The sequence below is a fragment of the Microcoleus sp. CAWBG27 genome, from assembly GCF_020883145.1.
Classification (GTDB): Bacteria; Cyanobacteriota; Cyanobacteriia; order Cyanobacteriales; family Microcoleaceae; genus Microcoleus.
The window spans coordinates 41,535-66,573 of the sequence record NZ_JAHREU010000044.1; the positions used below are offsets into that span (position 1 = coordinate 41,535).

Sequence of the window (25,039 nt, forward strand, 5' to 3'; positions counted from 1 at the left end):
CCACAATATATTTGGTGTATCCCAAAAACGCAACACCTACAATAGCAATTTGCCGACTGAAGTCCGCACTACGAACGGCATTAATCGATCGCACCCGATATCAAGTTTGCACGCTAAATTCTTCGGGTGCTATTCCCCAATTTACCCAGCTAATTGCTTCTTTCGCCGTTAGCACTTTTGGCGGCACTCGCAAAGCGTGAATGTGTCCCGTACTCGGACAAGTCATCTTCAACAAAAATATGGGTTCTATGTCAACATCATTCTCGATTTTCAACAAAGTATATTCTTGCCAAGTATCCAATTCTATTGCTTGCAATTCTTGACAAATCCTCGGATAGCCGATCGCCCCAATCAACACTCGCCGCACTTCCGCATTCTTTTCTCTTAGCAGCCATGAAGGCTCCCAAGACTCCGGCGCAACTTGACCGATGCTTTCGGGTAACAGCACGCCACGATAGGAGTATACCTTGAATTTGTCAGCAAATTCGATGGCGGGCTGACCTTCTGCGTGGAGCAAATATTCGCTATCAAAATTAATTTTTCGCGGGCGATCGCACACCAAGCACTTTTTCTCAAACGGGTAAATCCAGCCGCAGTTTTCGACTAAGGATTTAAAGGCTGAGTACAAAGAGCGATCGCACTCCAATCCTAAGACCTCAATACAAAAATCTACCCAACTTCCGTGACAGGCGGAAAGTTCGGATAAGATCCAGTTATTATTATAGGTTATATTGACAAAAAATTGGTGAAATCTGCTGCCCAACTTCTTTGCTAATTTGGCATAAACTTCGTCTTTAATATGAATTTGGAATTGACTTATCAGTTGAGCGTACAGCGGGTTATAGAGTTGGCTGTAAATCTGATTTTCCAGTTTCCGGTTGAGTTGACTTCTTAGTGTATCGTACAATTCATTATGAATTTTGTCTCGAATTTCGCTACCAGTTTCCAAACCAGAATCGCGTATCCTTAGCCGTTCAAGAGCTTCCAAAGCTATGTAAGGGCTGTCACAGAAAATAATTTCCGGTTCGCCCAAGCCGATGATGTTGTAGGCGGTGTTGATAGCCGCTGTCGCGATCGCGCGATCGAGTGGTGCGATCGACAGTCCAATTTGCCGCCACTTTTCGCGATAGATGGGAGTTAGCGCTGCTTGTTCGGGAGTTAGTGCGATCGTTGGTACATTCATATTATTTAATTTCCAGTCAAAAAATTAATTAAGTGCGATCGTTCCGCCTGCATCTGGTTTTTCCAAAATATGTTTGTAGGGGCGAAGCATGACCGGAGTCAATATGGAATTATAACTAATAACTTATATGCGGTCATGCGAGAGCCCTCTTCTTCGCTTCATTCCTCAAAAATAGAGAAGGACTGAAGTCCTCACTACAAACCTATTTTAGGATAGTAATTATAGCGGTTCTCAAAAAAGTGAGGTATGCCTGCGATGCCTATGCCCCATGCCCCATGCCCCATGCCCCATGCCCCATGCCCCATGCCCCATGCCCCATGCCCCATGCCCCATGCTCCATCCGTACCTCATGTTAGTGAGAAAGGCTATAGATTATTTGTATAAATTAACAATTTTTTGCAAAACCCCTAAAATTACAGGAAGATTATCGAGATAATAAACATCATCATCAATAATTAAATTATTTCCTTTTAATTTAAGAAACCGCCAGACTACCCCCGAAGTTACACAGCCAAATACGGCAGGAATTGAATTTTGTTGGCGTTCGTTAAATAGCTGAGCCGCCACCATTTGTGCAGCACACTGCGGCAGACAAGATTCTATTTCTCCGCTTTTTGTTTCTCTAAGTGCAAAAAACGGAACTTTAATTTCAAAATTCAACGGTGTCCCAGACAGTATAAAGTCGCATTCTCCATGCAATCCCTGAGAAACATCTACATCAAATGCCCAACCGGAAAAAATAGAAAATTGTCTGTGATTTTTTTCTCTAAATTCTAACAATATAGGAGAAATAATCCGTTCCGAACGTTCTTTTGCTGTTGTTATAGCAGTGTTAGAACTAATTTCGAGAGCTCTCCAAAGCCATTGGGATGGTTCTAAAGGAATAATTTTGGCACTCAAAATTGGACTGAGTGACATCTCCAATCCAAACCGCTCTTGTAATTGTTGGAAAGTGAAGGTTCTGTAGGACATATTTATCAGATAACTCGTTCAACAGTTGACAGTTTGAGAGCGATCTCTAACTAGAAGGAAGAGGATTGGAGTAATGAATAGTATGATTTTAATTTTTCCCTCAAAGGAAGTGGATTTCAACCAAGTCTTTCTGGTGAAAATAAACATCACTTTGAGATAGAAATTGAGTTGAAAAATGATAAACTAGCTTAAATAGCAAGGGAGCATCTCATTTTTATAAAGAGCATTTTTTTATGTGAGTGCTGTCCCCCCTCGCACGGGTTACACAAAGCCAGGGCGATCGGGGACAGCACTATAAAGACAAAACTGAGAGGCTCTCAATAGCAATCCTTGAGGAATTTGTGAACCTCTCTCTTTTTTCTATCTCGCGACGATAAGTAAATCCTGATTTTTATTCCTTCTTTTTATCCTGAGCGACTTGTCAGCCAGCGTAGCCGAAGCGAGCCTTCTTCTCTCTGGCATCTTTCCAGGAAGCATCGAGCGTGCAAAGCATTTGTAGTGCTCTTCTCAGCTCGCAAATCGTAGTAAAACATACTTTTTGCCAGCTCCGCAGATATGCTCCCTGACAGTTGACAGTTGACAGTTGACAGTTGACTGTTTACCGACTGAATGCCCAATGCCCAATGCCCAATGCCCAATGCCCAATAATTAATGACAAAAAAGAGATGCTCCCTATTTTCTCTTCCTTCTAAACATTTAACCACTGAATGAGTATCTTGGGCGCTGGCAACAAAATAATTAACAAAAGCCCGATCGCTAGCAACCCCAAAAAATCTCGCCTATCGTCCAATTCGCTGACATCATTCAACGCAGGTTCGTCGTTGAGAGGCGTCAAAAACAAAATAATTGCCCACAACAGCAAACCTTGTTCCAAAAAAGAAAGCAGTAGCATACAAATTCTGGCAAATTGCCCGATCGCCATACTAGCCCGCTGGCCAAACATTGCGTGTACAATATGCCCGCCGTCGAGTTGTCCCACAGGCATCAAATTAAACGCTGTCACGATCAAACCCAAATAACCCGCCACCGCTACCGGATGCAAATGAATCGCAGTTTCCGCATTGAAAGCGCCGCCCAAGGTTAACTTGCTCAACAAAGTCATCAGCAGCGAAAATTTCGGACTAAAAGAGTCAAAATTTAACATTCCCGACTTGTCAGACAGCGGTACAATTGTCGAATGCTCCAAACCCCAAATCAACAACGGCACTGTCGCGACTAAACCCGCCAGCGGGCCGGCAATACTGACATCAAATAAAGCTCGGCGGTTGGGAATTGGACTCCGCATTTGAATGAATGCGCCAAAAGTTCCCAAGAAAAAAGGAACCGGAATAAAATAAGGCAAAGTCGTGCGAATTTTGTAGAATCTGGCAGCTAAATAGTGACCGGATTCGTGAATTCCCAAAATTGTAATGAGAGCCAAGGAATAAGGCAAACCCTGAAGCAACACATACGGGTTGGACTGCAAGATTTTTTCAGTAACTCCAGCAATTTGCGAGCCGACAACTGTAGTCGTAAACACCGTAATCAGCACCAAAGCTAAGGCAAAAAACGGCCTGGTTACAGATTCAGTTTTGACCGAATTTTCTCCGGATTGGTGGCTGGGATTGGGAACTATGGCAAAAAAAGGTTGACCGCTCAAGCTATTTTGAAATATGACTAAAAAGCGATCGCCAAAATGCTTCTCGACATTCTCCCGAATCGCCTGATAAGCCGCCTCCGGGTTCGTCCGCAACTGTCCCCGACAAATGACAGCCTGCGGGCGAAATTCTAAATCTCGCAAAAAGTAAATTGACCAAGGAAAACAATCGCGCAAGCTCGCTTCTTCCTCGGAATCGATCGGGCGCAGGGGCGGTTTGGGCTCTGTCGGTTCACCATCAGAACCTGCTACCTGCTCAGTCGTGGAGGCGATAATTTGCTTGCGCCCCAACTGTACCAAAAACCAGTACAAAAAAGGGCAAACCAGAAAAGGTATAATTACCAACTCGGGCGGTACTTTTTTGCTCGCGCCGTTAACTAAAAGCCAACCAGTCCAAATCAGCGCCGGCGCCATCATTACCAGCCACAGCAGCCATACCGGAGTTCGCGTGATGCGGCTGGTGCTGCTCTGCAACAAGTAGTAAGATATCAACCCCAGTACAAGCAACCATAGTAAAAAGAACATAATATTTATTCCATGCCTCTCAATAGCTAGTAAAAGTATAGTCATTTATGACATGACATGGGAGGCATCAAGTCCCTCCCCCTTCACTTTACTTTGAGCGGATTGACCCGCCTTGGCTGAACTACGCCCACGACCTATCCCATCACTAAACGCATTTGGGATTGCTTTTCTCAAAATGTTGTAAGAAGCGTTAACATCGGAGTTAATTAATTGACCTACCGATGTCTTGTACAAGCCTCTTTTGATCCGTTTACCACTAAATAAAATATCCTTATCTATCTTTCCATAGACAGGGATTGGATCTAAGCCGAGAAAATTAGACCGAGACGTATAAGATTCTTCTTGTACGACGACCTTAATCCCCACCAATCGAGCTTTGTATTCCAACATCTCAATTAGTCGAGCATGAGGAATACTGACAAAGTTCTGATTAGTTTGCTTTCCCAAATCAATCTCAGTTTTCCATTGTGCATTTTTGCCAATTACTAACGCCCCAATTTGTTTTGCTATTAAAACGTCAACAATCAGGCGACTGGTATGATGCAAGTAATTATCAATTTTTTGGTGGCGACAGCGAGTCAATCGTTGGATGCGAGGCGAACTCTTGCGACTCCCTTTTAATTGAGTTTGTAGCCGTGCTTTACGTTTGTTGTAGAACTGATTGATTGATTTTAATGGTCGCCCGTTAATCAGGAGAGGTGTAAAACCCGGCTGATTTGAAGTTAACGCCACTAAGTTATCCAGTCCTAAATCAATACTAGCTACAAATTTATCATCGTCCAGGGTGGACTCCGACTTGTCATAAATTACCTCGATCGCATATGAATCACATTTGGGAACCAACCTAACTTGGCAGATACGAGCGGGATTTACTTTGGTTTTGATTAAAATTTCCGTACCCGAAAGCTTGATGATTCCTTTCTTCAACTGCGTGCTGCTAATTGCTTGTATCGTGTACACGAGAATGTTTCGCCCTTTGACCTTATCTTTGTACTTCGGCAGTTTTGGGCTACCAGTAAATTTAGATGGATCAGTTTTGTAAGCTTTAACCGCTTCAAAAAATGATTTCCAATTCTTGTCCAATATCATCAAGATTTGCTGACTGACTTTAGCTGGCAAAGCCTTGTATGCTTGATGAGACTTCATCAAACGATTCATTTCGTTATAATTGATGTAACTCCATCCATAAACAAAACTCTGACGAATGACGTAGTTAGCAGCATTGTAGAGATTTTTGGATTTAAAAGCTAATTCATCAATCTGGGCGAAACGGTGTTCTGTAGATTTAATGATATGCCTCTCTGCTAGTTGCATTCAGGGCCTCCATCTTTTAACGAGAGCAACATTTCCTTGTTTGACTTTCTTGACTATATGATACTACTATAGCCTTTCTCAGAAAGATGAGGTACGATTGGGCATAGGTCTCCGTGGGCATACCTCACCACGCTTGAGAACCGCTATATTGTTTATTGATGCTTACAAACTTAATGAAGTTTTATAATACTTCCTTGAAACAACAGAGTTCAGTTTCCAAACAGCCCAGGCTCGTGCTGCCAAATATTTTTGCTTTCCCACCTAACCGGGATACCCTGGGTGCGACAGCTTATTTCATTGTAGAAAACGAATCGAACATCCTGGTAGATTGTCCCGCTTGGGATGATATTAACCTAGCCTTTTTGCGGGAAAACGGCGGCGTGCGGCTGCTGTTTCTCACCCACCGCGGCGCTATCGCCAAGGCGCGGGAGATTCAGGAAGCCACGGGCTGCGATATCCTAATTCAAGAGCAGGAAGCTTATTTGCTCCCCGGATTGCAACTGACGGTTTTTGAGCGAGAATTTACTGTGAGCGATCGCATAAAAGCATTTTGGACTCCCGGCCACTCTCCTGGTTCATCTTGCCTTTATGATACTGGCAGCGGTGGAGTGTTGTTTACCGGCAGACACTTGCTCCCCAATCGAGAAGGCGCCCCGGTACCGCAGAGAACGCCCAAAACTTTTCACTGGCCGAGGCAAATTAACAGCGTGCAGTCAATTATCGATCGATTTTCGCCTTCGACTCTTCAATATATCTGCCCCGCTGCGAATACTGGTTTTTTGCGGGGAAAAGGATCGATCGATCGAGCTTTTGAGCAATTAACTAATCTAGATTTAGTTGTTTGTTTGCAGAATCAAGAAAACCGGGCGGTTGAAACCGCATCTATACAAGCAAAACCCGCCTCCGCGGGTTGAAGGAGACGGCGGTTTCAACCGCCGTCTTATCAATCGCGTATTGGATTAAAATTACCTTATTTTCTTCAGTCCACGGAGGTGGACATTGTTTGTGTAGGCGCGGTTTCAACCGCCGTTTTATCTTAATTCCGCCGATTCTTACAGCCGATTCTTATGGAAAAAACCGAAAAACAAAAAATGCTCGCCGGCGAATTGTATTTAGCTAGCGACGAACAATTAATTGCCGATCGCCAGCGAGCCCGCCGCCTCACCAGAATCTACAATTCTACCCACGAAGACGAACCAGAGAAACGGTTAGAAATACTTGCCGAATTGTTCGGTGCAATCGGCCCCAAAATAGAAATCGAGCCGCCTTTTTACTGCGACTTCGGCAGCAATATTTATGCGGGAAACGGATTGTACATGAATTTTGGCTGCGTGATTCTCGACTGCAATCGAGTTAACATCGGCGAAAATTTGCTGTGCGGCCCCAACGTGCAAATTTACACTGCTTTTCATCCCACCGATCCGGAAATCCGACTTTCTGGCCGAGATCTCGCCGCTGAAATTAATATTGGTAATAATGTTTGGATTGGTGGAGGCAGTATTATTTGTCCGGGAGTCACTATTGGAGACAATAGCACGATCGGTGCAGGCAGTGTTGTTGTCAAAGATATCCCCGCCAACGTCGTGGCTGCGGGGAATCCTTGCCGAATCATCCGGCAGTTGCCTTGATGTGGTACGATCGACTCACTGGCGCGATCGGCTTTTTGGAGCTTTACACAAAAATTTTAGAGACTAGAACCGCCAGTTTGAGATTTTTTAGGTAAAATCCCCGAAAAAATCTGCGGCAAAAATCTCAAATCTCAAATCTCAAATCGCTTAATTTCTCCCTCCCGGTTTCTCCACTACCAACCTTTTCTTATGACGACTGCAACAGTTTATCCCAACGCACCCGAACTCGGCACCGACGACTACATAGTAGTGGGTTTAGCCACCTGCTTCATCAAAGAAGAAGGCGAAGTTCATCAAGTAAAAGTAATCGAACCTATCCCTTCAGCAGCTTTGCAAGCAATTGTCAAGGGAATTCCCACATCTTATGAAATGGCTTGGGGGACGACTTTAGGATCGGTGTTAGACGGTGAATCACCCCAAAGGCTGCCGGAATTCCCCGCCGAAGCTCAGTTTAGCGAAGAATTTGGCTTTCGGGCGATCGCCGCAGCCCGCACTTACAAAATCCGCCCCGAGGCTCAAGTTCACATTCCCTTAGGAACAGTTCGCAACGACTTTACCTATTCCTTAGAACGCAAAAGAGTGCTGAACACCGAGCGCGTCATTCGCACTGAAGACAATGTGAAACAGCACGAGCACACTCACAAGGTTCTTTAAATGAATCGCCCAACAGCAGCTATTTAGCACCGCAAAAAGTTTTGAGATTTGAATTAAAGATTTAATAACAAATTTTTGGTTCATCAATAACTCAAAACTTTTAATATTTTATGATTGGGGCAACGCCATACATCTCAATGTAGGGGGCGCAGTCTGTACCTTACCTAATTGCACAAAAGCAATACATTTCAACATTACCTAACCAGTAAATCCACCTAATTAAATATAAAATATCAGTGGCTAACAAAGCTGGCTGTGTATTCCCTCTCTCTTCTTTTGACCCGCTCGCGAATCCGAAAGGCTTCTGCCTTCTCGCCTCTCTCTTCTTCCTTCTGACTGATGAAAACTGTCAACTGTCAACTGTCAACTGTCAACTGTCAACTCTTCCTTTCAACATCGGGTGCTTGTGGGCAACCTTGCCCAATTGACATAAATTATTAATAGCAGTTAACAAAACTATGAAAATTTTGAATAATTAAATTGTTGAAGAAATATTGTAGCTTCTCAAAAATATGGTAAAATCTGATTCCAGTCAGACAGGGTGAGCGGGCCGGCGGGAAAAAATTCAAAAATCCCCGCAATTATTGCTAGTAGTTTCAGACTGCTGACAGGCGGGCAAGTTCATCGCTGGTGAGCTGAGAATTTCAATCTCACAAATTGGTCAAACCATGGGAAGCTTTGCGAAAGTGAAGTGGTGGAAATTAACTCAACTATTGCCAGCGAGATTTAAGGGCGAATACGATCTGCGCTACAAAATCGCGTTGTTAATTTTGGGCGTAACAATTATGGCAGCTAGCATCGCTGGTTGTATCAGCTATCAAAGAGTTCGCCGCTTGATTGTCAACAATTTAGAGCGAAATGCTTTGTTAGAAGTTAAGGAGCGCGGTAACAAGATCGATCGCTGGATCGGCACGAGAAAGACTGAGATCGAAACCCTTGCTAACACTCCTTCGGTGCGATCGATGAATTGGTCTGTGGCAGGGCCTTATTTAAAATCCGAAGTAAATCGTCTGCAAGACTTCAAGCATTTCGCATTAATTGAACCCGACGGTTCTTATTTTACCACAAAAGTTGGCAGAGCTTTGATTAACGTTAGCGATCGCCAACACTTCAAAAAGGCAATGGCTGGGCAACTATATGTTTCAGATCCTACCATTTCTCGCACGCTCAAAAAACAAAGTATTGTTCCCATTTCGGCTCCGGTGTGGTCAAATTCTCAGGAGAATCAACCAAAAAAGCCGATCGGAGTAATGAACGGTGTCATTACTATCGACAGAATTGCGGAAGTAGTAGGAAAGCTGGAATATGAGGCAGGAACTTACGCTTTTGTACTCAATTCTCAAGGAGTGCCGATTGTCCATCCCGACACTCGGTTAATGGGAAATATTGACAAAGCGGCTCCCAGTCTTTTAGAGTCCGCAGATCCTAATTTGGCGAATGTAGTGCGGGAGATGGTTTATCAAAAAACGGGCATTGTACTGACTCAAATCAACGACGCCAGAGTTTATGTTGCCTATCTTCCTTTAGAACAAGCTGAATGGTCGATCGCCCTGGTAATTCCCAGCGACAATCTCGAAAAAGAACTGTTCGCCTTAAATAGATTAGCAGCAGCAGCCACCGGACTGTTTGGCGCAGCTACTTTAGCAGTAATTGTGGCACTCAAGCTATTTTCCCAAAAGTGCATTCGCACTCGCGCAGAAGCCCTTCTCCACCGATTGACCGGCCGCATTCGCGCTTCCTTGGAGCTCGATCGCATCCTGCAAACTACTGTAGACGAACTCGGTACCTTGCTAAAGCTCGATCGGGCAATTTTTGGCTGGTACGACCCCCGGCAAGATACTGTGGAATTTTGCTGGGAATATTGCCGGGAAGGTTTACCGGGGCGCTTGGGAATCTTCGGCGCCCAAACAGGGCCCTGTGGAGATTTAGCTGCACGGCTGCATCGGTGCGAAACCATACTTCTCCAGAAAACCTCCGCCCCCGATGCCACAGCCTCTCAGGAAGCAGTGCATCTCAAACTCACAGACAGCCACTACGCAGCAGTACCCGTACTGACTCAGACTAATCGGCTGGGATATCTGTTCGCTTGTGCGAATCGGCGGTTTGCAACTCCCGACGAAGTGGAAGTTTTGGAAGCAATTGCAGACTCGCTGGCGATCGCAATTTCCCAATCCCAACTCCACGGGCAAATTCAAGAAGAACTCAAACTTTTAGAAGAAGTATTAGCGCAACTCAGAAGAACCGAAGAGCATTTAGTACAAAGCGAAAAAATGACAATAGTCGGTCAACTCGCCGCCGGAATTGCCCAGGAAATTAACAACCCAATTAACTTTATTTACGGGCGCCTGATTCACGTCAACGATTATCTCAATAATTTGCTGAATATACTTCGCCTCTATCGCGAACAATATCCCACACCTGTGTCGCGAATTGCCCAAGAAATAGAGAGCTTCGACCTAGATTTTATCAGCGAAGACTTGCCACAAATTCTCAACTCTCTGAAAATAGGAACCGATCGCATACGCCAGAGCATCCTGGCTTTGCGGAACATTTCACTTCCAGATGAAGCCAACAAAGAACGCGCCAACCTTCACGAAAGCATCGACAATATTCTACTGTTGCTCGCTCACCGACTGGAGAAAAAAATATTAGTAATCAAGGAGTACAGTAACCTGCCACCAATTTTGTGTTATCCCGGTCAACTGAGCCAAGTATTCGCTAATATCCTCAGCAAGGCGATTGATGCTGTTAACAAGATTGACAAATTCGATCAAACTATTACAATTAAAACAGATATTGTCGAGCATTCAACAGGCAGATTTATTGCAGTATCGATCGCCCACAACGGTTCTCGAATTCCGCCGGAAATTCAAGACAGAATCTTTGACCCGTTTTACCATAGCAAATCCTTGAAAAATTATACAGGATTGGGGCTATCAGTTTGCTATAAAATTATTGTAGATTTGCACGGCGGGCGCCTGACAGTTCAATCTCCCGTGCCATCTCAAATTGAATCTCAGACTCTATCTCAAACTGAGGGTGGTGCTGAGTTTGTAGTAGAATTGCCGATCGTTTGAACTGTCTTCGCTAATAGGATTTACAAACTAATAGCGACGCACCTAATCTTCCGTAGGGTGTGTCGCTTCCACCATCTTTAATAAAGACCGACAATCTAATAGCGACGCACCTAGAAGCTTCAATGAACCTATAAGCCAATACGGTTTACTTAACGCTTTTGATGAATTTCATCTGACGATTTTTGGATTATAAAGAGGTGAAGTAGATATTAAGAAGATTTTACCGCAGAGAACACAGAGAACACAGAGAGGGGAGGGATAAAAGGTTTTTTTACGACATCCAAAACCCTCGCAATACTCTTCCCTCTGCGCCCTCTGCGGTTAAAAACTCTTGTCTTGATGGAGTCGATTGTATTTCAATACCGTTTACTTAATGCTTTTGATGAATTTCATCTGACGATTTTCTGGCAATATAGCCATTTTGGGCAAGTCAGATTTTTCTTAAGTCAACTGTATTGACCTATAAGCAAGCCGAGTTTTTTTATTGTAGCATTTTTTTATAAATGATATTACCATAAAGAATTGTTTGAAACCCCTAGTCCCGATGGGGAGAAATTAAAATCAAACGACTTATTACTCCAATTCTCTTCCTTCCATCCAGGTAGATGTAGATGTCGCTGTCAACTGTCAACTGTCAACTGTCAACCGTCAACTGTCAACCCAACTCTTACCCATTGTGACAGGTTCCTGATAATTAGAAGTGTAACCTGGTAAAACTTTTATACTCGGTTGGGCGACTCGTAACGTTAAAGAAAGACGAACTTTGCCACTTCTATTATAAATCGAACGATGTACAAGTTGATCGGTAAATAAAATAAACTCACCCGGTTTTAAAACTACCGGAATCGCCTTCTCTTCAACTTCATTGGGAACTCTAAAAAAATGATTCCCACTAAAGAAATCGGTAATTTTGACTTGACATTTTTTGAGGTCACTTTTCGAGATATATTCAAACCCGTTTGTCTCCGTTACTTCTGTTAAACCAATATAAATATTAATTGTTTTTCCCTCCCCAGTCAGTAAATTAGGATAAATATCTCGATGCCAAAAAGGAATTAATTGACGTGAGGGATAATTTACCCATAATTCCGAACGCCACAATTTTAAATTGTCCCCTAAATAAGCTGTAAGTATTTTTAATACATTCTCATCTTGACACAGTTGCAACACCACGGCAGAATCTAAATGTCTTTCCATATAAAATTGGCCTTTGTAACATTGAATCAGCAGCAACATAACTGAACCAAATTGCAACCTCAAAAGAGATTTTAATGCCTGAGTCAATAAAACTTTAACTGGCGGTTTTGGTAAAACTTCCTTAAAGATACGATCGCAAATAGTCGCGAGTTCCTCCTGATTCAACTTGAGAGTGTAAGGCCCCCATATCCCATCAGTAGCATCATAATTATTTCTCTCTTTCTGGATAACTTGAGTGCAGCCAGTCCATAATAAACTTTTTTCCCACAACTCGTGGCATAAATCATTATTTTGTGCTAAGACAGGTAATGTTATTTCTTGTCCTGTTTGACCTAAAAATTTACCTGATATCGACTCGAATTCTGGAGAAGTAGCACATAAGAGACTGCTATAAGCTCCCTTTTCTGGATTAATTCCTAAACCGAGATATTTGCTCAAACGATGACCGATGGTAATATTAGATTGGACAAAACCTGGATGAACTGCGTTAACTGTGACATTCGTTAATTTTTGAGCAAGTTGTCTTGTTAGGAGCAACAGGCAAAGTTTAGACTGGTTATATGATTCGATAAAATTTAAGGGTGTTTTTTTGACAAATAAATCCCACTTAATTTGAGTGGGTTTTAATGCTAAATCTGAGGAGACCACAATCACGCGACTTGATGCGGAATCTGGTATCTTATCTAATAATAAATAAGTCAGAAGAAAATGACCTAAATAATTGGTTCCCCAAATTAACTCAAATCCTTCTTGAGTAATTCCTCGGGCGTCGAATATTCCGGCATTATTGACGAGGATATGTAAGGGTAAATTTCGGTCTTGAAATAGTTTAACACAGTGACGCACTGACTCTAAGGATGCGAGATTTAAGGGTAAATATTCTATATTGGGATTTCCGGTAGTTTCACGGATGTAGGCGATCGCGTTTGTCGCTTTTTTCTGGAATCGGCAAGCAATAAAGACATGATGTCCTAATTTAGCTAAACCTAAAGATGTCATTAAACCAACACCGGAATTACCACCTGTAACGAGACAAACTTGCATAAATTAATTGATTTTTGATGTTGTTGGGAGTTATTATAGCCTTTGTCAGAAAGATTCGCGGACGTTGTTGGGCTTGGGCCCTTCTTAGTTTAGTGGTTTTATAAGCTGTCAGTCATACCTCATTTTTTTGAGAAAGGCTATAGCCTTTCTCAGAAATATAAAGTATAGCTGACTATAAATGGAGTTTTTGATTCGGCATTGCTTACTAGATAATAAATATAAGAGGGCTTAAGCCCAACAACATACCTCATTACCTTTACGATCACTTGTTAAATAGTTTGGTCTGTGGTGATTTTACCAGAAATAATAATGCACAATCAATGGCGGTTCTCGATTAAGAGCGATCGACAAAAGAGCGAATTTTCCGCCACCAAACAGCCGGTGAATCCTCTGGGCGGTATTTGCGATCGAACATCGATAAAATTAGGGGCCAACCTCCCACCTTCGCACTCATCAACAAGTGCATTAGCAGACAAAACACCAATACCACCCAACCAGAGAGGTGCAAATAATACCAAACCTGTGTCAAATCCCCAGCCGGCAGCCATTCTTCCTTAACCATACTGCCAGATGCGATCGCAAAAGTGAGCGCTAACAACATCAAAGTATTCACAATCCGGTGCAAACTGTACCACCAAATCGGTGTTCCCACCTGCGCCAGTTTGGCAAAAGAATCGGGCTGCACTAACCGTCTTTGACCTGCATACAAACTGTACAATGCAAAAGCAGGCATAAGTCCTAACAGCAACAGCTTGCCAAAAGTGCCGTGAATCCCGATAATGTCTGCAATCCGAGGCACGGGGACTTTCCCAAAGCGCCCGTCATAGGTGTTGTACACTATAAATGCGCTCAAAATTGATAAAAGGGCGATCGCCGCGTTAGCCCCGTGCAGTAATCTCAGTAGCAATGGTTGGTAAGGTCGAGATCGTGGCATTCTGAATTTTGCGACTTGATAAATAGTCTGCCATATAATACAGCTAATCCCGGAATTTTTCAACAGTCAATTGTGAAACAAATGTGACTTAAAAATGAATGGATTATGAAATATTGCTGTTTTACTAAAGTTTAGTGTAGACTAAAACAGTCGGTGAGAATATTTACTTATAACATCTCAGAGTTAACAAAAATGGATGCAGGCACTACCGTCTTTCTTTCCTTGGGATTAGCAGCAGATGCTTTTGCTGTTGCTGTTTCAAGTGGTATAGCAATCAAACACATGAAAGTCAATAAAGCTTTGAAAATCGCCTTATTTTTCGGTTGTTTTCAAGCTGTGATGCCCGTAATCGGATGGTTAATTGGTCTGACTTTTAGTTTCTTGATATCTGCGATCGACCATTGGATAGCTTTCGGGCTTTTGAGTTTCATTGGCGGTAGGATGATTTACCAATCGCTGCAAACCGAAGAAGGCGAGAAAAAGTTTAATCCCTTAGATACGGGGACTTTGATAATGCTATCGGTAGCGACGAGTATCGATGCCCTCGCTGTTGGCATCGGATTTGCCGTCCTGAAAGATTCTATCGCTCCGGCGGTAGCTGCGATCGGATTTATTACTTTCTTTTTAGCTTTTGCAGGCGTGTTTATCGGTCACAAGTGCGGCAACTTGTTTGCTAATAAAATTGAGATGTTGGGCGGGGCAATTTTGATTTTTATTGGCAGCAGAATCTTGTTTTTACACTTAACAGAAGTGCCATTAATTATGGGTCAGTAGTTATTGGGCATGGGGCATTGGGCATTGGGCATGGGGCATAGGGCATGGGGCATAGGGCATAGGGCATTGGGCATTGGGCATTGGGCATTAGTCATTAGTTATTAGTCATTAGTTATTAGTTATTAGTTATTAGTTATTAGTCGTTTTTTCCACCGTAACATCAGCAGTCTCAGAAGGTTCTAATTTCAAATGGCCAATTCCCAATCACCAACAGTCAACAGTCAACAGTCAACTGACAACAGTCAACAGTCAACAGTCAACAGTCAACCGACCAAAAATGCTATAACAGCAATATTGCATTTAAGGAAAAAATTTGTGTTGAAACTTTACGGCGGAGCCCGCAGCAGGGCCTCAATTGTCAAGTGGTATCTTGAAGAAATAGCGGTTCCCTACGAATTTGTCCTGCTGGATATGCAAGCAGGGGAACACTTACAGCCAGAGTTTCTCGAAATTAATCCGATCGGCAAAGTGCCTGCTATTGTGGACGGAGATTTTAAACTTTGGGAATCCGGGGCAATTTTGCTGTATTTAGCTCAAAAATATGGTAAGATGCCCGACACTGTGGAAAAACAAGCCGAAATTGTGCAGTGGGTCATCTTTGCTAACGCCACTCTCGGCCCGGGAATATTTGTCGAAGCCAGCCGCGATCGCGAAACCCCGAAATTGTTACAGCCCTTAAATCGCATTTTCGAGAAACAGCAGTTTTTAATGGGCGATGAATTCGGTGTCGCTGACGCAGCAGTCGGATCGATGTTGATTTACATTCCGATGATGCTACAGGTAGATCTCAGTCCTTACCCGGCTGTTTTAGATTACATGAAGCGGATCTCAGAAAGACCGGCATTTAAAATTGCGATGGGCGGGAGTTGAAGGAAAAGGGAAGAAGTCCGAGGGAAGTCGGAAGAAGGAAGAGGGCATTAGTGTCAACTTAACGTCTTATGTAGTGCCAGACTACTGTTTGACGCTATAGCCCAGATCCCCCCTAGCCCCCCTTGAAAAAGGGGGGGACAAGAGTATTTTCTTGCGTCCCCACAAAACTTAACAGCTAAAAGCAGGGACAATTGGTGAATTGCCCCTGTTTTTAATGAAATGAAACTTATCTGAACCCGACAGCCGCTTGCCAGACAAAAGCCAGCAGCAAGAAAAACACGGGAATCACTGGCAAAACATTAATCAAAGGATCAAAGATCGCATAAGCCTCGGGGAGTTTAGCCAACAGTAATGCAGCTTCCATGAATCAACCTACCTATCCAACAGAATTTTCATAATTGTCGCATATCTTCACCAAAGCCAATCACGATCGATCGACAGTTGGTGCCAGCCAGTGGGCAAACTCTTCAGTAAATCGATCGGCCAAAATCGCCTCCCGCATCCTCCCGGTAAAGCGAATCAACTCCGTCACGTTGTGCAGCGCCAGCAAAGTATAGCTGAGTGCTTCCTTCGCCCGCGCCAAATGTGCCAAATAAGCCCGGCTGAATTTTTGGCAGGTATAGCAAGGACAAGACTCATCCAACGGAGCAAAATCCTCCCGAAACCGAGCATTTTTCAAATTCCAGCGTTCCCCGCGCACAAAAGCTGTCCCGTGACGGCCCAACCGAGTCGGAATCACGCAATCAAACATATCTACGCCACTCGCCACAGCCAAGGCCATTTCGCGATAGGTGCCAATCCCCATTAAATAACGGGGTTTATTTGCCGGTAACAGCGGCGCAGTAACTCTCACAATATCTGCGATCAAATCCCCCGATTCGCCGACGCTAACTCCGCCGATCGCATAACCGGGCAAATCTAAGTCTATCAACTGGTTCGCCGCGCGCGATCGCAAATCGGGGAAAACGCCCCCCTGGACGATGCCGAACAAAGCTTGCTCCGGGCGCGAGTGAGCTTGCATACAGCGTTGCAGCCAGCGGTAAGTGCGGTCTGTAGCCGCCTCCACCTCATCCCGTGTAGCGGGGTAAGGCGGACACTCGTCGAAGGCCATAATCACGTCAGCGCCCAACTCGTTCTGAATCTCGATCGACTTTTCCGGCGTTAAATTAATGATGCGGCCGTCGCGGGGAGCTCGAAAAGTCACCCCATTCTCAGAAATAGTCCGCATTTGGCTCAAGCTAAACACCTGAAAGCCGCCCGAATCCGTCAGAATCGGGCCAGGCCAAGCCATAAATTTGTGCAATCCGCCGGCGCCTGCGACAATCGCTTCCCCGGGCTGCAAGTGCAAGTGATAAGTATTTGCCAAAACCATTTGAGAGCCCGCGTCCTCAAGATGTGCTGGTGTCAAGGTTTTGACATTAGCCAGCGTCCCCACCGGCATAAATTTAGGCGTTTCCACAATACCGTGGGGAGTCGAAAAAACCCCTGCACGTGCTTGGGTATGGCTGCAATTAGCCTGACATTTAAAAGAAAATTTTGCCTTGTCTTCAGTCATTAGTCACCGTCGATCGTTCACCCGTAATGGGCAGTCCGTGTTATCTAATCTATTGTTGTTGACATCGCGACAAAAAAAACCATGACCCCGCCCAAAAACGGAGACAAGTTTCCGACAATTGTCGTGGAGGGCAAAAAATTTTAGATTTTAGTTCTACCTCCGATATTCACGGCGCTGCGAGTAAATCTAAAATCTAAAATCTAAAATCGACTGACTGACGATTAAAACGGGGAATCATCCTCATCCAATTGCAGATCCCAGTTCCCTGAGAGTACCTGATCGACCACCGCATCTAAAGCCGCAGCATTTAAATTCCGGGCGACTTGCTCTTGCAAAGGATTGGAAAGGGGAATTAACCTCAACTGCCGTCCCTCTTGAATCAGGTCAAAATAAGCACCTTCTTCAGGAGAATGTTTCAGTTCCAGGTAATCAAAACTATATACGTTCAAATAAAGCGCGTGGTTGGCAATCAGAGTAGAGCGATCGGGATTCGCGAAGACTTCGAGCACATAACCTTCCCCTTCGTTGTAAATCTTGCCATCTTGTATGTGAACGTAACGGACACGTCCTAAATCAAACAGCAATCTTTTGATATCGCGTTTGTTGACGACAATGCCAGTATCGATGATGCAAGGAGCAACTACCCTGTTATTCAATTGGTCGTGACTCATGGAGCAAAAGCCTCTGTTGTAGTATGTTCCCGTCTAGGAAGTCATGGAGTTAGCTAGAATTCTGGGTACGGGAAACGCGGGTAGTGAGTTTAGCCATTTTAGATTGGGATCTTCGGGATCGCTGCCGGCAGAGGTTTTCCGGGGAAAAGAACTCGGGCAGGAGGAATACCCGATCCAAAGGACTTGGGTGTTACAGTTCCAATTCTGGCACAGGCTAATGAATTAGCAACCGCATACAAGATGAAAAATTTTCTATCTTATGATGGATGATAAATTGGTTCGCTCTACGATCGACTTTTTCCGGAATCAAGGTGCTGCCATCGCAGCCGCAGTCGCTTTTTATACTTGCTTGCCGGTACCGATGTCTTGGACTTTGGAGTTTCGGGGCATTGCTCGCTTGGCACCGGCGATCGGGCTTTTGATAGGCGGGATGCTGGGACTGGCGGATTTTGGCTTGCAGTTGTTGGGTATGCCTGCTCTGACTCGATCGGCCTTGGTGGTAGTTTTGGGTATTGCCATCACTGGCGGGCTGCACCTAGACGGGGCTATGGACGCGGCGGACGGACTGGCCGTCCCCGACCCGGTTCGCAGGCTGGAAGTGATGCGGGACAGTGTTACAGGGGCCTTTGGAGCGATGGCTGCGATCGCGATCGTCCTGCTCAAAACTGCCGCCCTCTCGGACTTGAGTAACTATCGGTGGTTGGCTTTGATGGGTGTGGCGGGTTGGGGGAGGTGGGGCCAACTGGTGGCGATCGCCCGCTATCCGTATCTCCGCCCGGAGGGTAAGGGAGCTTTTCATAAAGAATCGATTTATTCACCTTTTGATTTTATCCCAGGAGTGCTGTTGTTGCTAAGTTTGAGCGTGCTGCAAGTTGTCTTGGAGGGCGATCGCTGGCTGTTGGCGGTGGGGATGGCTTTGGGGGGAAGTGCGATCGGAATTTTTGCGGGTGCCTGGTTTAACCACCGTTTGGGCGGCCACACGGGCGATACTTACGGTGCTGTAGTCGAGTGGACTGAGGCTTTGTTGTTGTGTCTGTTGGCGGCATTGCAAGGGTAAAGATAATTTGGCGATTGAAATCGCTAGCAACGCGAGCACACAAACGAAGTCTGCCTCCGCAGACAAGCGAGGTGGAAATCCGCACTCAACAGCAAGGATTTTCATCCTGTTTGCTGGCAATGGCCGCGCTAGATTAGATACAGCAAACCTCAATCTTCTAAAAAGCTATGGAATATTTAATTGGTGCGATCGTTCTGGGAATGCTGATTTGGGCTGGGATCGAGATTGTCCAAACAGTCCGCAACTGGGAACCGAATCAATCTGAGTTTAACAAGAAGATGCAAGCCGAAATGGGCCAGTACGAAGCTAATGGTTTTGTAGCTGACGGCGCGATCGATTCTGGGGCGAAAACAGTCGGACACGCACTCCACGCCAGCCACTGTGCCGCCGAAGCCGCGGGTTGCGAAGCTACTCCAAGTGCGATCGCCCATGCTGCTGAAAGCTTATCGCACCTGCTGCACCATTAATATCATTTCAAAAGTCACGACGACAATTAAATAAATAGGTTCGTAGTGAGGACTTCAGTCCTCTCTCCTTTGATGAGGACTGAAGTCCTCACTACCAACTTTATGAGGTTTGTAGTGAGGACTTCAGTCCTCTCTCCTTTGATGAGGACTGAAGTCCTCACTACAAACTTTATGAGGTTTGTAGTAAAGACTTCAGTCCTCTCTCCTTTGATGAGGACTGAAGTCCTCACTACAAACTTTATGAGGTTCGTAGTGAGGACTTCAGTCCTCTCTCCTTTGATTAGGACTGAAGTCCTCACTACAAACTTTATCGCAGTATTTATGCTGATTGACTAAAAGATTCCGGTTTTAAATGAATGGAAAATGCAGCAGCAAATTTTCCATTCATTCTCAATCTTTACGCTTTCGGCTCAACCCAAAACGTCATCCCCTCAACCCTCAAACCTTTGCCGCGAGTGCCGCAATATTGACCGTTAGAACCAACAGGAGTATCGCCCACATTTTGAATGTGAGCGGTGTAAAATACATCGTAATTATCAGCTTGCGCCCCAGTCAGCCGTGCGGCAAATCCTTCAATGCGCTTGGCTTTACCCCGGAAACCGGCTAATTCCCCTTCCTCAATCCAAGCAGTATCGCCAACTCCTTCAACGTGAGCCATGTACTGCAAATTTAAACCGGGAACCGGAGGCTCTATTTTAATTTGAAAACCTTCGATTCGGCGGCCTTGAGCTTTGGTACCGGCGTATTCTTTATCGTTAAAAGTGCGATCGCCAATTCCTTGAATGTGCGCCAACACTTTCAAACCCACAGGCCCCACAACTTGAGAACTCGCAGACGGCGCAATCCAAACCCTGATCCCTTCTATTCTCAAACCTTTGCCGCGAGTGCCGCAATATTCGCCGTTGGAGGACACGTTGGTGTCGCCGATATTCTGAATGTGAGCAGTATAAAATACGTCATACTTATCAGCTTGCGGCCCACTCAACCGCACGGCAAATCCTTCAATTCGTTTCGCTTTACCGCGAAAACCGGCTAATCCCCCTTCGCTAATCCAAGGGGTATCGCCAACACCTTCGACATGAGCCATATACTCGACTGTTAAGCCAGAAATTTGTGGCTCGATATTAATTTGAAATCCTTCAACGCGGAGGCCTTTACCCTTAGTGCCAGCGTATTCTTGAGCGCTAAAAGTGCGATCGCCAATTCCTTGAATGTGCGCCAAAACTTTCAATCCCAAACCGCCCTCTACAGGCACTTGTTGAATCTCGCGAGGTGCCCCAAACACAATGTTGCCGAAACCGGTTGCTTGGAGAGATTTAGGTACTTCCACACTAGGAACGATAATCACCTCGTGCATGGGCGCCGTCGCGGCGGGAGATTCCAAAATTTGGATTTGTGGTGCAACTGTAACTTGTTTCGGCGCGACATTTCCCGACGGGATGATAATAACTTCGGGCAGAGGTTCGGCGCTGATTTTTGGTTCCGTTGCTGCTTGAAATACTGGTTCGACTTTCGCAGGTGCTGCTTTTACCATCTGGGAAATGGTTAATTTGCCTCGGGAAATGGCGACGGCTATTTGTTTCCCAAAAGCGGCGCTGACTGTTTCTTCGAGAATCACCCACTGTTCGTCATCTAGTTTGTCTTGCTGTTCCACCAGGGCGAGGACTGCTGCAACTGGGTGTTTGCCGCTAACTAAGGATTCTGCGTCGGAATGCAGTTGAGTCGGGGTTGATTCGGAAATGGCGCGGTGAAGTTCCCGAGCTCTGCCATGAACTGATTGTAAGGGCGCGAAGTCGCTTTGTTCGCGGTGGGCGATCGCCAATACTCGATCGAGCACTTGCAAAGCTGCGTCGCGAATTCCTGCTTTACCTGCGGAAGCTGTGGCTGTCTCGACTAAGTTTTGAATGTCTTTGAGGGAAGCAATTTCCCCTGGGGCAAGGGCGGATTTATTGAGCTCGAGTGCTTTTGTTTGGACTTCTGCAAAGTTTCGGCTGTAGGCGCTAATTTCTTGAAGTAAGCTGTCCGAGGGAGGAAAGCCCGAGTCTTGCAGTTGTGTGGCTGCTCTTGACAGGCGATCGGCTAAATTAGCATAAGTTTCCGATAATCTGGCTATTTGTTGTAACAAATCTTTATGTGGTGCTTCCATAGGTCTTGCCGTAAATATTTAACTTGCTGATTATAGACGGTGAGAGCCTTCTGAAGGTAGAAGGCAGTAGTCATTAGTCATTAGTCATTAGTCATTAGTTATTAGTTCCAGGGAAGAAGAAGAAAAATGCTCCCCTCTCCCCCCTCCCCCCCTCTCCCCCAATCTCCCAATCTTCCAATCTCCCCCAACTGTCAACTGTCAACTGTCAACTGTCAACTGTTGAACCCCTCTCCCTCGTGATCCATGTCACACCCGTGCAAACACTTAGTCACACTTTGCGAGTCCGGCTGTCACGGCCGGCCCTTAAAAATGTCACACAAATTGAGCAATAGCCGTCACTGCGGAGTCAGTGAAAACCGTTGATACTGAGGCTATTCAACAAATAAAACTCCGAAGTGTTATGGTACTGATTCGCGATCTCGCCCAACAAGCTCTGAGCCTAGGTTATTTAAGTCTGGAAGCCGAAAATCAACTGCGGCGGATGTTAACCACCACAAAGTATGACCTGGAAGACTTAAATGCTTTTATGAATTTGCAACTAGCAGCCATGTCCGGCTTGGTAAAACAAGAGTCTCGCGAACTCAAACAATTTGAAATATTTGGGGAGACCGCCTCGGAAACTGCTTGTTGGTAATTATTTTGCTTTGGACACCTTGAATTTTAGTAAGGAACATTTCGATCGTGCTGATTCGTGAAGTTGTAAAACAAGCTATTGACGCTGGATATCTGAGTTTAGAAGCGGAAAATGAAATGCAGCATATTTTTTCCTCGTCAAAGTGTGATTTGGAAGATTTGAATGCTTTTATGAGCTTGCAGTTAGCTGCGATGGCGGGTCGCGTGCGGCAAGAGTCTTTGGAATTGATAAGTTTGCCCACTATTTATGGAAAAAATTAATCGTGTTTATTCGGTCTTTGGGCTGGACACACATTGATTAGTATGCCTGACAATTAACTAATATTATAAGTTTGTTTTTCCCTAATTATTATAACGCAATACCGTTAACTTAAGGCAGATTACCCCTACTCCCCCGAGCGAAGCAGTGCAGTTTAATTGTCGTAAAAATAAACTTTAAACTACCTAAAGCATCGCTCAAAGGTCGGATAGCATCTGGGATGCAACTGTTATATAAATAAAAGGTACGTAGTTGGGCTTTAGCCCTCTTTTTATATAAAAAGAGGGCTAAAGCCCAACTACGTACCTAATTATAACGATGATAACTTATCAGACATAATACCCATGAAACCTTTCACAAAATTAACTTATTTATGGCTAGATGATAATCTAATCGCAAATAACGGGACTTAAACAAATTTTAAGCCCAAACAAGGCCTAAACTGGCTTTATAAGCGGAGAATACGTCCCAATTTTGGTTCAACCATTTTACAAACCTAAAAGATATGGCTGTCCGAAATGCTTCGAGTGCCTGAGTAAAGGTGTTTAAAGGTTTGTTTGCCCATGTACGCCTTAATCCTCCTGTTAACCTATGCCAGAGAATGAAAGTGTAGGCACAAAATACCAGAATGAAATGTCTTTTCAGGCTGGTTTCATCTCGCTCCTTGATATTCATTTAATCCCAACCATCCCTTGGCTTCCCGATAGAAAACTTCAACCCAATTTCTTTCTGAATAAGTTTTTACTATCCACTCCTCTGTCGCTATTGACGAGTCAGCATTACTCATCAAATAATCTATTTCAGTGGCGGTATCGAAAGTTTCTGCATTCATGACGATAGCCATTACTTTCTTACCCGTGCATTTTGATAATTCGACGAATTGAATTGCTACCCATACTGTTCTCGGTCGTTCTAAAGACAGTTGAATTTTTGTGAAAGCCTCTACAGGTAAGGATTTAGCTAAATTATCTACTCGAATCTCTTCTGTTTCCTCTACTGTTTTTTGAATTATTACTTTGCGATTCTTGGCAAGTCCTCCGATATATTTTAATTTGCGGTTTTCTAATTCTTGTAAAAAACTGGTGTTATTACCATACCCTGAATCCATCAAGACTATTCCTGGTTTATAGCCTCTCGAAGCAGGTCTTGTCGATTAAATTTATGGCTATTTCTGGCTTTTTCTTGAAGTCTGGATCATCTTTTCCGGAGGGTAATGAGTCGGCTTTTTTATACAATTCAATATCTAATGGCAGGCTCTTTTTGCCATCATATAGATGACTGGTAACTACTACTACCCCATTGTCGGTTTTTCCGAGTTGTCCGATGTATTGTCTTCCTACACCGTCGGTAAAGTTACCACTTTTTCTGTGTCCTGAATCATCTATTATTAGGCTGAATCCTCGACTAATCTTGGTTTGATTACATTGATTCATTACGTCTAACAATACTTCGGACAGTTTTAGATATAATTGAGTATCTCAAACCTTTGATGGCTATAGGGATGAGTATTTTTTCAATCTTTAAGTAAGCGTCCTGAGTTTTAAAAAAACCATTAAAAATGCCAGGGCTTACGCTGTAACGCTTACAGAGTCGTCAAAAAACTGTCCGAAGTATTGGTCTAAGCGACGTTGATTGAGTTCATTGAATGACCAAGGCGCTGTTGTTAAAAAATGATGTAATTTGTGGTAGGTTACTCCCCAAGGCGTTTTCTGCCATCTGCGACAGGTTTTTTCGTTCACTTTCTCCCAATAATCCTCCTAAATAGTTCCTAAACTCTCGTTTTTGGGCAAGATGACCAAAAATATCGTCAAATCTTTGACACCATCTATCGAAGCAGGGGGGCATCGCCGCAGGGGTTGTCTCTTTCATGGGTCATTTTTTAACGTTATATGCTTGCTATGTAAACATTATAACCTATTTTTATCGTATTTTCTGTTTAAGTCCCGATAAGACTTGTCCCCTCAAAGCAGAGTCTATCTGTCACTTTTAACGGCTGCAAAAAAGTACAGAGCCACGCGAGTTGGGCGCTCGACTATTTGGGACGACTTCGACGCTCCAATACTTTAATTACTGCTATATAAATCCTAGACAAGTCTAGTCATTACTTCTCGTTTCATCGGGGGCATCGGAGCGGCTATCCCTCAACGAGCTTTCAAGGTTAAGCCAACCTTGATATGTTCAGACTGGCATTCAGATCGCGATCGATAGATATGCCACACGAACAACAATCATATGTCCGTTTTTTAAGCGGCATATCTTGAATATTCCCACAACTAGAGTTAGAGTCGATGGGGAAATCACTTTCCCCACCTCTCATTCAATTAGAGTCGATGCCTGTGTTACCACAGGACACCTCTCCTTCAGAACGCGGACGTGCAGCTTTCACTGCATCCGGCTCCTAGTCTGACACCTAATAAGTCGGGTTTAACCCGCTGTTCGGACT

General features: G+C 44.4%; 21 protein-coding genes and 2 pseudogenes. 10 read left to right on the forward strand and 13 right to left on the reverse strand.

The annotated features are described in order from the left end of the window. Positions 1–100: 100 nt before the first annotated feature. The 4 genes from QZ938_RS21770 to QZ938_RS21785 all read right to left on the reverse strand — a co-directional run bounded on the left by QZ938_RS21770 (position 101) and on the right by QZ938_RS21785 (position 5,630). Entirely contained in the window at positions 101–1,183 is a 1,083-nt protein-coding gene (locus QZ938_RS21770; protein ID WP_293353226.1) for a DUF6745 domain-containing protein, read from the reverse strand. Positions 1,184–1,555: 372 nt separating this feature from the next. Beyond that, on the reverse strand, positions 1,556–2,083 hold the full coding sequence (locus tag QZ938_RS21775; RefSeq protein WP_293149921.1) for a hypothetical protein: 528 nt from the start codon (positions 2,081–2,083) through the stop codon (positions 1,556–1,558). Positions 2,084–2,843: 760 nt separating this feature from the next. Next, the gene (locus QZ938_RS21780) at positions 2,844–4,316 is read right to left on the reverse strand and encodes a site-2 protease family protein (RefSeq protein WP_293149924.1); all 1,473 of its coding nucleotides are present in this window, start codon (positions 4,314–4,316) and stop codon (positions 2,844–2,846) included. A 45-nt stretch (positions 4,317–4,361) separates the two neighbouring features. Continuing rightward, positions 4,362–5,630 carry a transposase gene (locus QZ938_RS21785; RefSeq protein WP_293334823.1) on the reverse strand — a complete coding sequence of 423 codons (1,269 nt, stop codon included), beginning with the start codon at positions 5,628–5,630 and terminating at the stop codon, positions 4,362–4,364. Between the two features lie 194 nt (positions 5,631–5,824). On the opposite strand from QZ938_RS21785, the gene QZ938_RS21790 reads away from it, so the two are divergent. The 4 genes from QZ938_RS21790 to QZ938_RS21805 all read left to right on the forward strand — a co-directional run bounded on the left by QZ938_RS21790 (position 5,825) and on the right by QZ938_RS21805 (position 10,989). After that, positions 5,825–6,544: an MBL fold metallo-hydrolase gene (locus QZ938_RS21790; protein ID WP_293334927.1), complete on the forward strand. Its 720-nt coding sequence runs from the start codon at positions 5,825–5,827 to the stop codon at positions 6,542–6,544. Between the two features lie 153 nt (positions 6,545–6,697). Next, positions 6,698–7,258: a sugar O-acetyltransferase gene (locus tag QZ938_RS21795; protein ID WP_293149930.1), complete on the forward strand. Its 561-nt coding sequence runs from the start codon at positions 6,698–6,700 to the stop codon at positions 7,256–7,258. Between the two features lie 189 nt (positions 7,259–7,447). Beyond that, the gene (locus QZ938_RS21800; protein ID WP_293149932.1) at positions 7,448–7,912 is read left to right on the forward strand and encodes a hypothetical protein; all 465 of its coding nucleotides are present in this window, start codon (positions 7,448–7,450) and stop codon (positions 7,910–7,912) included. A gap of 686 nt (positions 7,913–8,598) precedes the next feature. Continuing rightward, positions 8,599–10,989 (forward strand): cache domain-containing protein, encoded by a 2,391-nt coding sequence (locus tag QZ938_RS21805; RefSeq protein ID WP_293363494.1) that lies wholly within the window; start codon positions 8,599–8,601, stop codon positions 10,987–10,989. A gap of 648 nt (positions 10,990–11,637) precedes the next feature. Here the strand turns inward: QZ938_RS21805 and QZ938_RS21810 are convergent. Next, complete coding sequence (locus QZ938_RS21810) at positions 11,638–13,230, reverse strand: SDR family NAD(P)-dependent oxidoreductase (protein WP_293353232.1); 1,593 nt, start codon at positions 13,228–13,230, stop codon at positions 11,638–11,640. A 334-nt stretch (positions 13,231–13,564) separates the two neighbouring features. Continuing rightward, on the reverse strand, positions 13,565–14,164 hold the full coding sequence (locus QZ938_RS21815) for a cytochrome b/b6 domain-containing protein (RefSeq protein ID WP_293149938.1): 600 nt from the start codon (positions 14,162–14,164) through the stop codon (positions 13,565–13,567). A gap of 192 nt (positions 14,165–14,356) precedes the next feature. Between QZ938_RS21815 and QZ938_RS21820 the strand changes: the two genes are divergently transcribed. Together QZ938_RS21820 and QZ938_RS21825 are read left to right on the forward strand one after the other, a co-directional pair. Next, positions 14,357–14,938 carry a manganese efflux pump MntP family protein gene (locus QZ938_RS21820; protein WP_293353234.1) on the forward strand — a complete coding sequence of 194 codons (582 nt, stop codon included), beginning with the start codon at positions 14,357–14,359 and terminating at the stop codon, positions 14,936–14,938. 315 nt (positions 14,939–15,253) lie between these two features. Then, positions 15,254–15,808, forward strand: coding sequence for a glutathione S-transferase family protein (locus tag QZ938_RS21825; RefSeq protein WP_293353236.1), 555 nt, complete (start codon positions 15,254–15,256; stop codon positions 15,806–15,808). A gap of 226 nt (positions 15,809–16,034) precedes the next feature. Here QZ938_RS21825 and QZ938_RS21830 read toward each other — a convergent pair whose 3' ends face one another. From QZ938_RS21830 to QZ938_RS21840, 3 genes are all read right to left on the reverse strand, one after another. Beyond that, positions 16,035–16,172, reverse strand: coding sequence for a photosystem II reaction center protein K (locus tag QZ938_RS21830; RefSeq protein WP_293149949.1), 138 nt, complete (start codon positions 16,170–16,172; stop codon positions 16,035–16,037). Between the two features lie 60 nt (positions 16,173–16,232). After that, complete coding sequence (gene tgt / locus QZ938_RS21835) at positions 16,233–17,363, reverse strand: tRNA guanosine(34) transglycosylase Tgt (protein ID WP_293149951.1); 1,131 nt, start codon at positions 17,361–17,363, stop codon at positions 16,233–16,235. A 221-nt stretch (positions 17,364–17,584) separates the two neighbouring features. Continuing rightward, positions 17,585–18,034, reverse strand: coding sequence for a hypothetical protein (locus QZ938_RS21840; RefSeq protein WP_293149952.1), 450 nt, complete (start codon positions 18,032–18,034; stop codon positions 17,585–17,587). Positions 18,035–18,293: 259 nt separating this feature from the next. Between QZ938_RS21840 and cobS the strand changes: the two genes are divergently transcribed. Both cobS and QZ938_RS21850 read left to right on the forward strand, forming a co-directional pair. Beyond that, positions 18,294–19,091: an adenosylcobinamide-GDP ribazoletransferase gene (gene cobS, locus QZ938_RS21845; RefSeq protein WP_293149954.1), complete on the forward strand. Its 798-nt coding sequence runs from the start codon at positions 18,294–18,296 to the stop codon at positions 19,089–19,091. 167 nt (positions 19,092–19,258) lie between these two features. Further along, positions 19,259–19,558 carry a hypothetical protein gene (locus QZ938_RS21850; RefSeq protein WP_293149956.1) on the forward strand — a complete coding sequence of 100 codons (300 nt, stop codon included), beginning with the start codon at positions 19,259–19,261 and terminating at the stop codon, positions 19,556–19,558. Between the two features lie 397 nt (positions 19,559–19,955). Here the strand turns inward: QZ938_RS21850 and QZ938_RS21855 are convergent, their stop codons facing one another. Next, on the reverse strand, positions 19,956–21,704 hold the full coding sequence (locus QZ938_RS21855; protein ID WP_293149958.1) for a hypothetical protein: 1,749 nt from the start codon (positions 21,702–21,704) through the stop codon (positions 19,956–19,958). A 400-nt stretch (positions 21,705–22,104) separates the two neighbouring features. On the opposite strand from QZ938_RS21855, the gene QZ938_RS21860 reads away from it, so the two are divergent. Next, entirely contained in the window at positions 22,105–22,338 is a 234-nt protein-coding gene (locus QZ938_RS21860; RefSeq protein WP_293149962.1) for a hypothetical protein, read from the forward strand. Between the two features lie 44 nt (positions 22,339–22,382). Next, on the forward strand, positions 22,383–22,598 hold the full coding sequence (locus QZ938_RS21865; protein ID WP_293149964.1) for a hypothetical protein: 216 nt from the start codon (positions 22,383–22,385) through the stop codon (positions 22,596–22,598). Between the two features lie 418 nt (positions 22,599–23,016). Here QZ938_RS21865 and QZ938_RS21870 read toward each other — a convergent pair. From QZ938_RS21870 to QZ938_RS33115, 3 genes and pseudogenes are all read right to left on the reverse strand, one after another. Next, a pseudogene (locus QZ938_RS21870) lies at positions 23,017–24,056 on the reverse strand (IS701 family transposase); the annotation flags it as partial. A gap of 156 nt (positions 24,057–24,212) precedes the next feature. Beyond that, positions 24,213–24,465 (reverse strand): annotated as a pseudogene (locus QZ938_RS21875) (transposase); the annotation flags it as partial. 289 nt (positions 24,466–24,754) lie between these two features. Next, positions 24,755–24,913, reverse strand: a complete 159-nt coding sequence (locus QZ938_RS33115) for a zinc ribbon domain-containing protein (RefSeq protein WP_363318874.1) — start codon at positions 24,911–24,913, stop codon at positions 24,755–24,757. Positions 24,914–25,039: the final 126 nt, after the last annotated feature.

Excerpts from the sequence above, each read along its gene's own strand:
- QZ938_RS21770 (WP_293353226.1), bottom strand. The coding sequence starts at position 1,183 with ATGAATGTACCAACGATCGCACTAACTCCCGAACAAGCAGCGCTAACT.
- QZ938_RS21780 (WP_293149924.1), bottom strand. The coding sequence starts at position 4,316 with ATGTTCTTTTTACTATGGTTGCTTGTACTGGGGTTGATATCTTACTAC.
- QZ938_RS21785 (WP_293334823.1), bottom strand. The coding sequence starts at position 5,630 with ATGCAACTAGCAGAGAGGCATATCATTAAATCTACAGAACACCGTTTC.
- QZ938_RS21795 (WP_293149930.1), top strand. The coding sequence starts at position 6,698 with ATGGAAAAAACCGAAAAACAAAAAATGCTCGCCGGCGAATTGTATTTA.
- QZ938_RS21800 (WP_293149932.1), top strand. The coding sequence starts at position 7,448 with ATGACGACTGCAACAGTTTATCCCAACGCACCCGAACTCGGCACCGAC.
- QZ938_RS21810 (WP_293353232.1), bottom strand. The coding sequence starts at position 13,230 with ATGCAAGTTTGTCTCGTTACAGGTGGTAATTCCGGTGTTGGTTTAATG.
- QZ938_RS21815 (WP_293149938.1), bottom strand. The coding sequence starts at position 14,164 with ATGCCACGATCTCGACCTTACCAACCATTGCTACTGAGATTACTGCAC.
- QZ938_RS21820 (WP_293353234.1), top strand. The coding sequence starts at position 14,357 with ATGGATGCAGGCACTACCGTCTTTCTTTCCTTGGGATTAGCAGCAGAT.
- QZ938_RS21830 (WP_293149949.1), bottom strand. The coding sequence starts at position 16,172 with ATGGAAGCTGCATTACTGTTGGCTAAACTCCCCGAGGCTTATGCGATC.
- tgt (WP_293149951.1), bottom strand. The coding sequence starts at position 17,363 with ATGACTGAAGACAAGGCAAAATTTTCTTTTAAATGTCAGGCTAATTGC.
- QZ938_RS21840 (WP_293149952.1), bottom strand. The coding sequence starts at position 18,034 with ATGAGTCACGACCAATTGAATAACAGGGTAGTTGCTCCTTGCATCATC.
- cobS (WP_293149954.1), top strand. The coding sequence starts at position 18,294 with ATGATGGATGATAAATTGGTTCGCTCTACGATCGACTTTTTCCGGAAT.
- QZ938_RS21850 (WP_293149956.1), top strand. The coding sequence starts at position 19,259 with ATGGAATATTTAATTGGTGCGATCGTTCTGGGAATGCTGATTTGGGCT.
- QZ938_RS21855 (WP_293149958.1), bottom strand. The coding sequence starts at position 21,704 with ATGGAAGCACCACATAAAGATTTGTTACAACAAATAGCCAGATTATCG.
- QZ938_RS21860 (WP_293149962.1), top strand. The coding sequence starts at position 22,105 with ATGGTACTGATTCGCGATCTCGCCCAACAAGCTCTGAGCCTAGGTTAT.
- QZ938_RS33115 (WP_363318874.1), bottom strand. The coding sequence starts at position 24,913 with ATGAGAGGTGGGGAAAGTGATTTCCCCATCGACTCTAACTCTAGTTGT.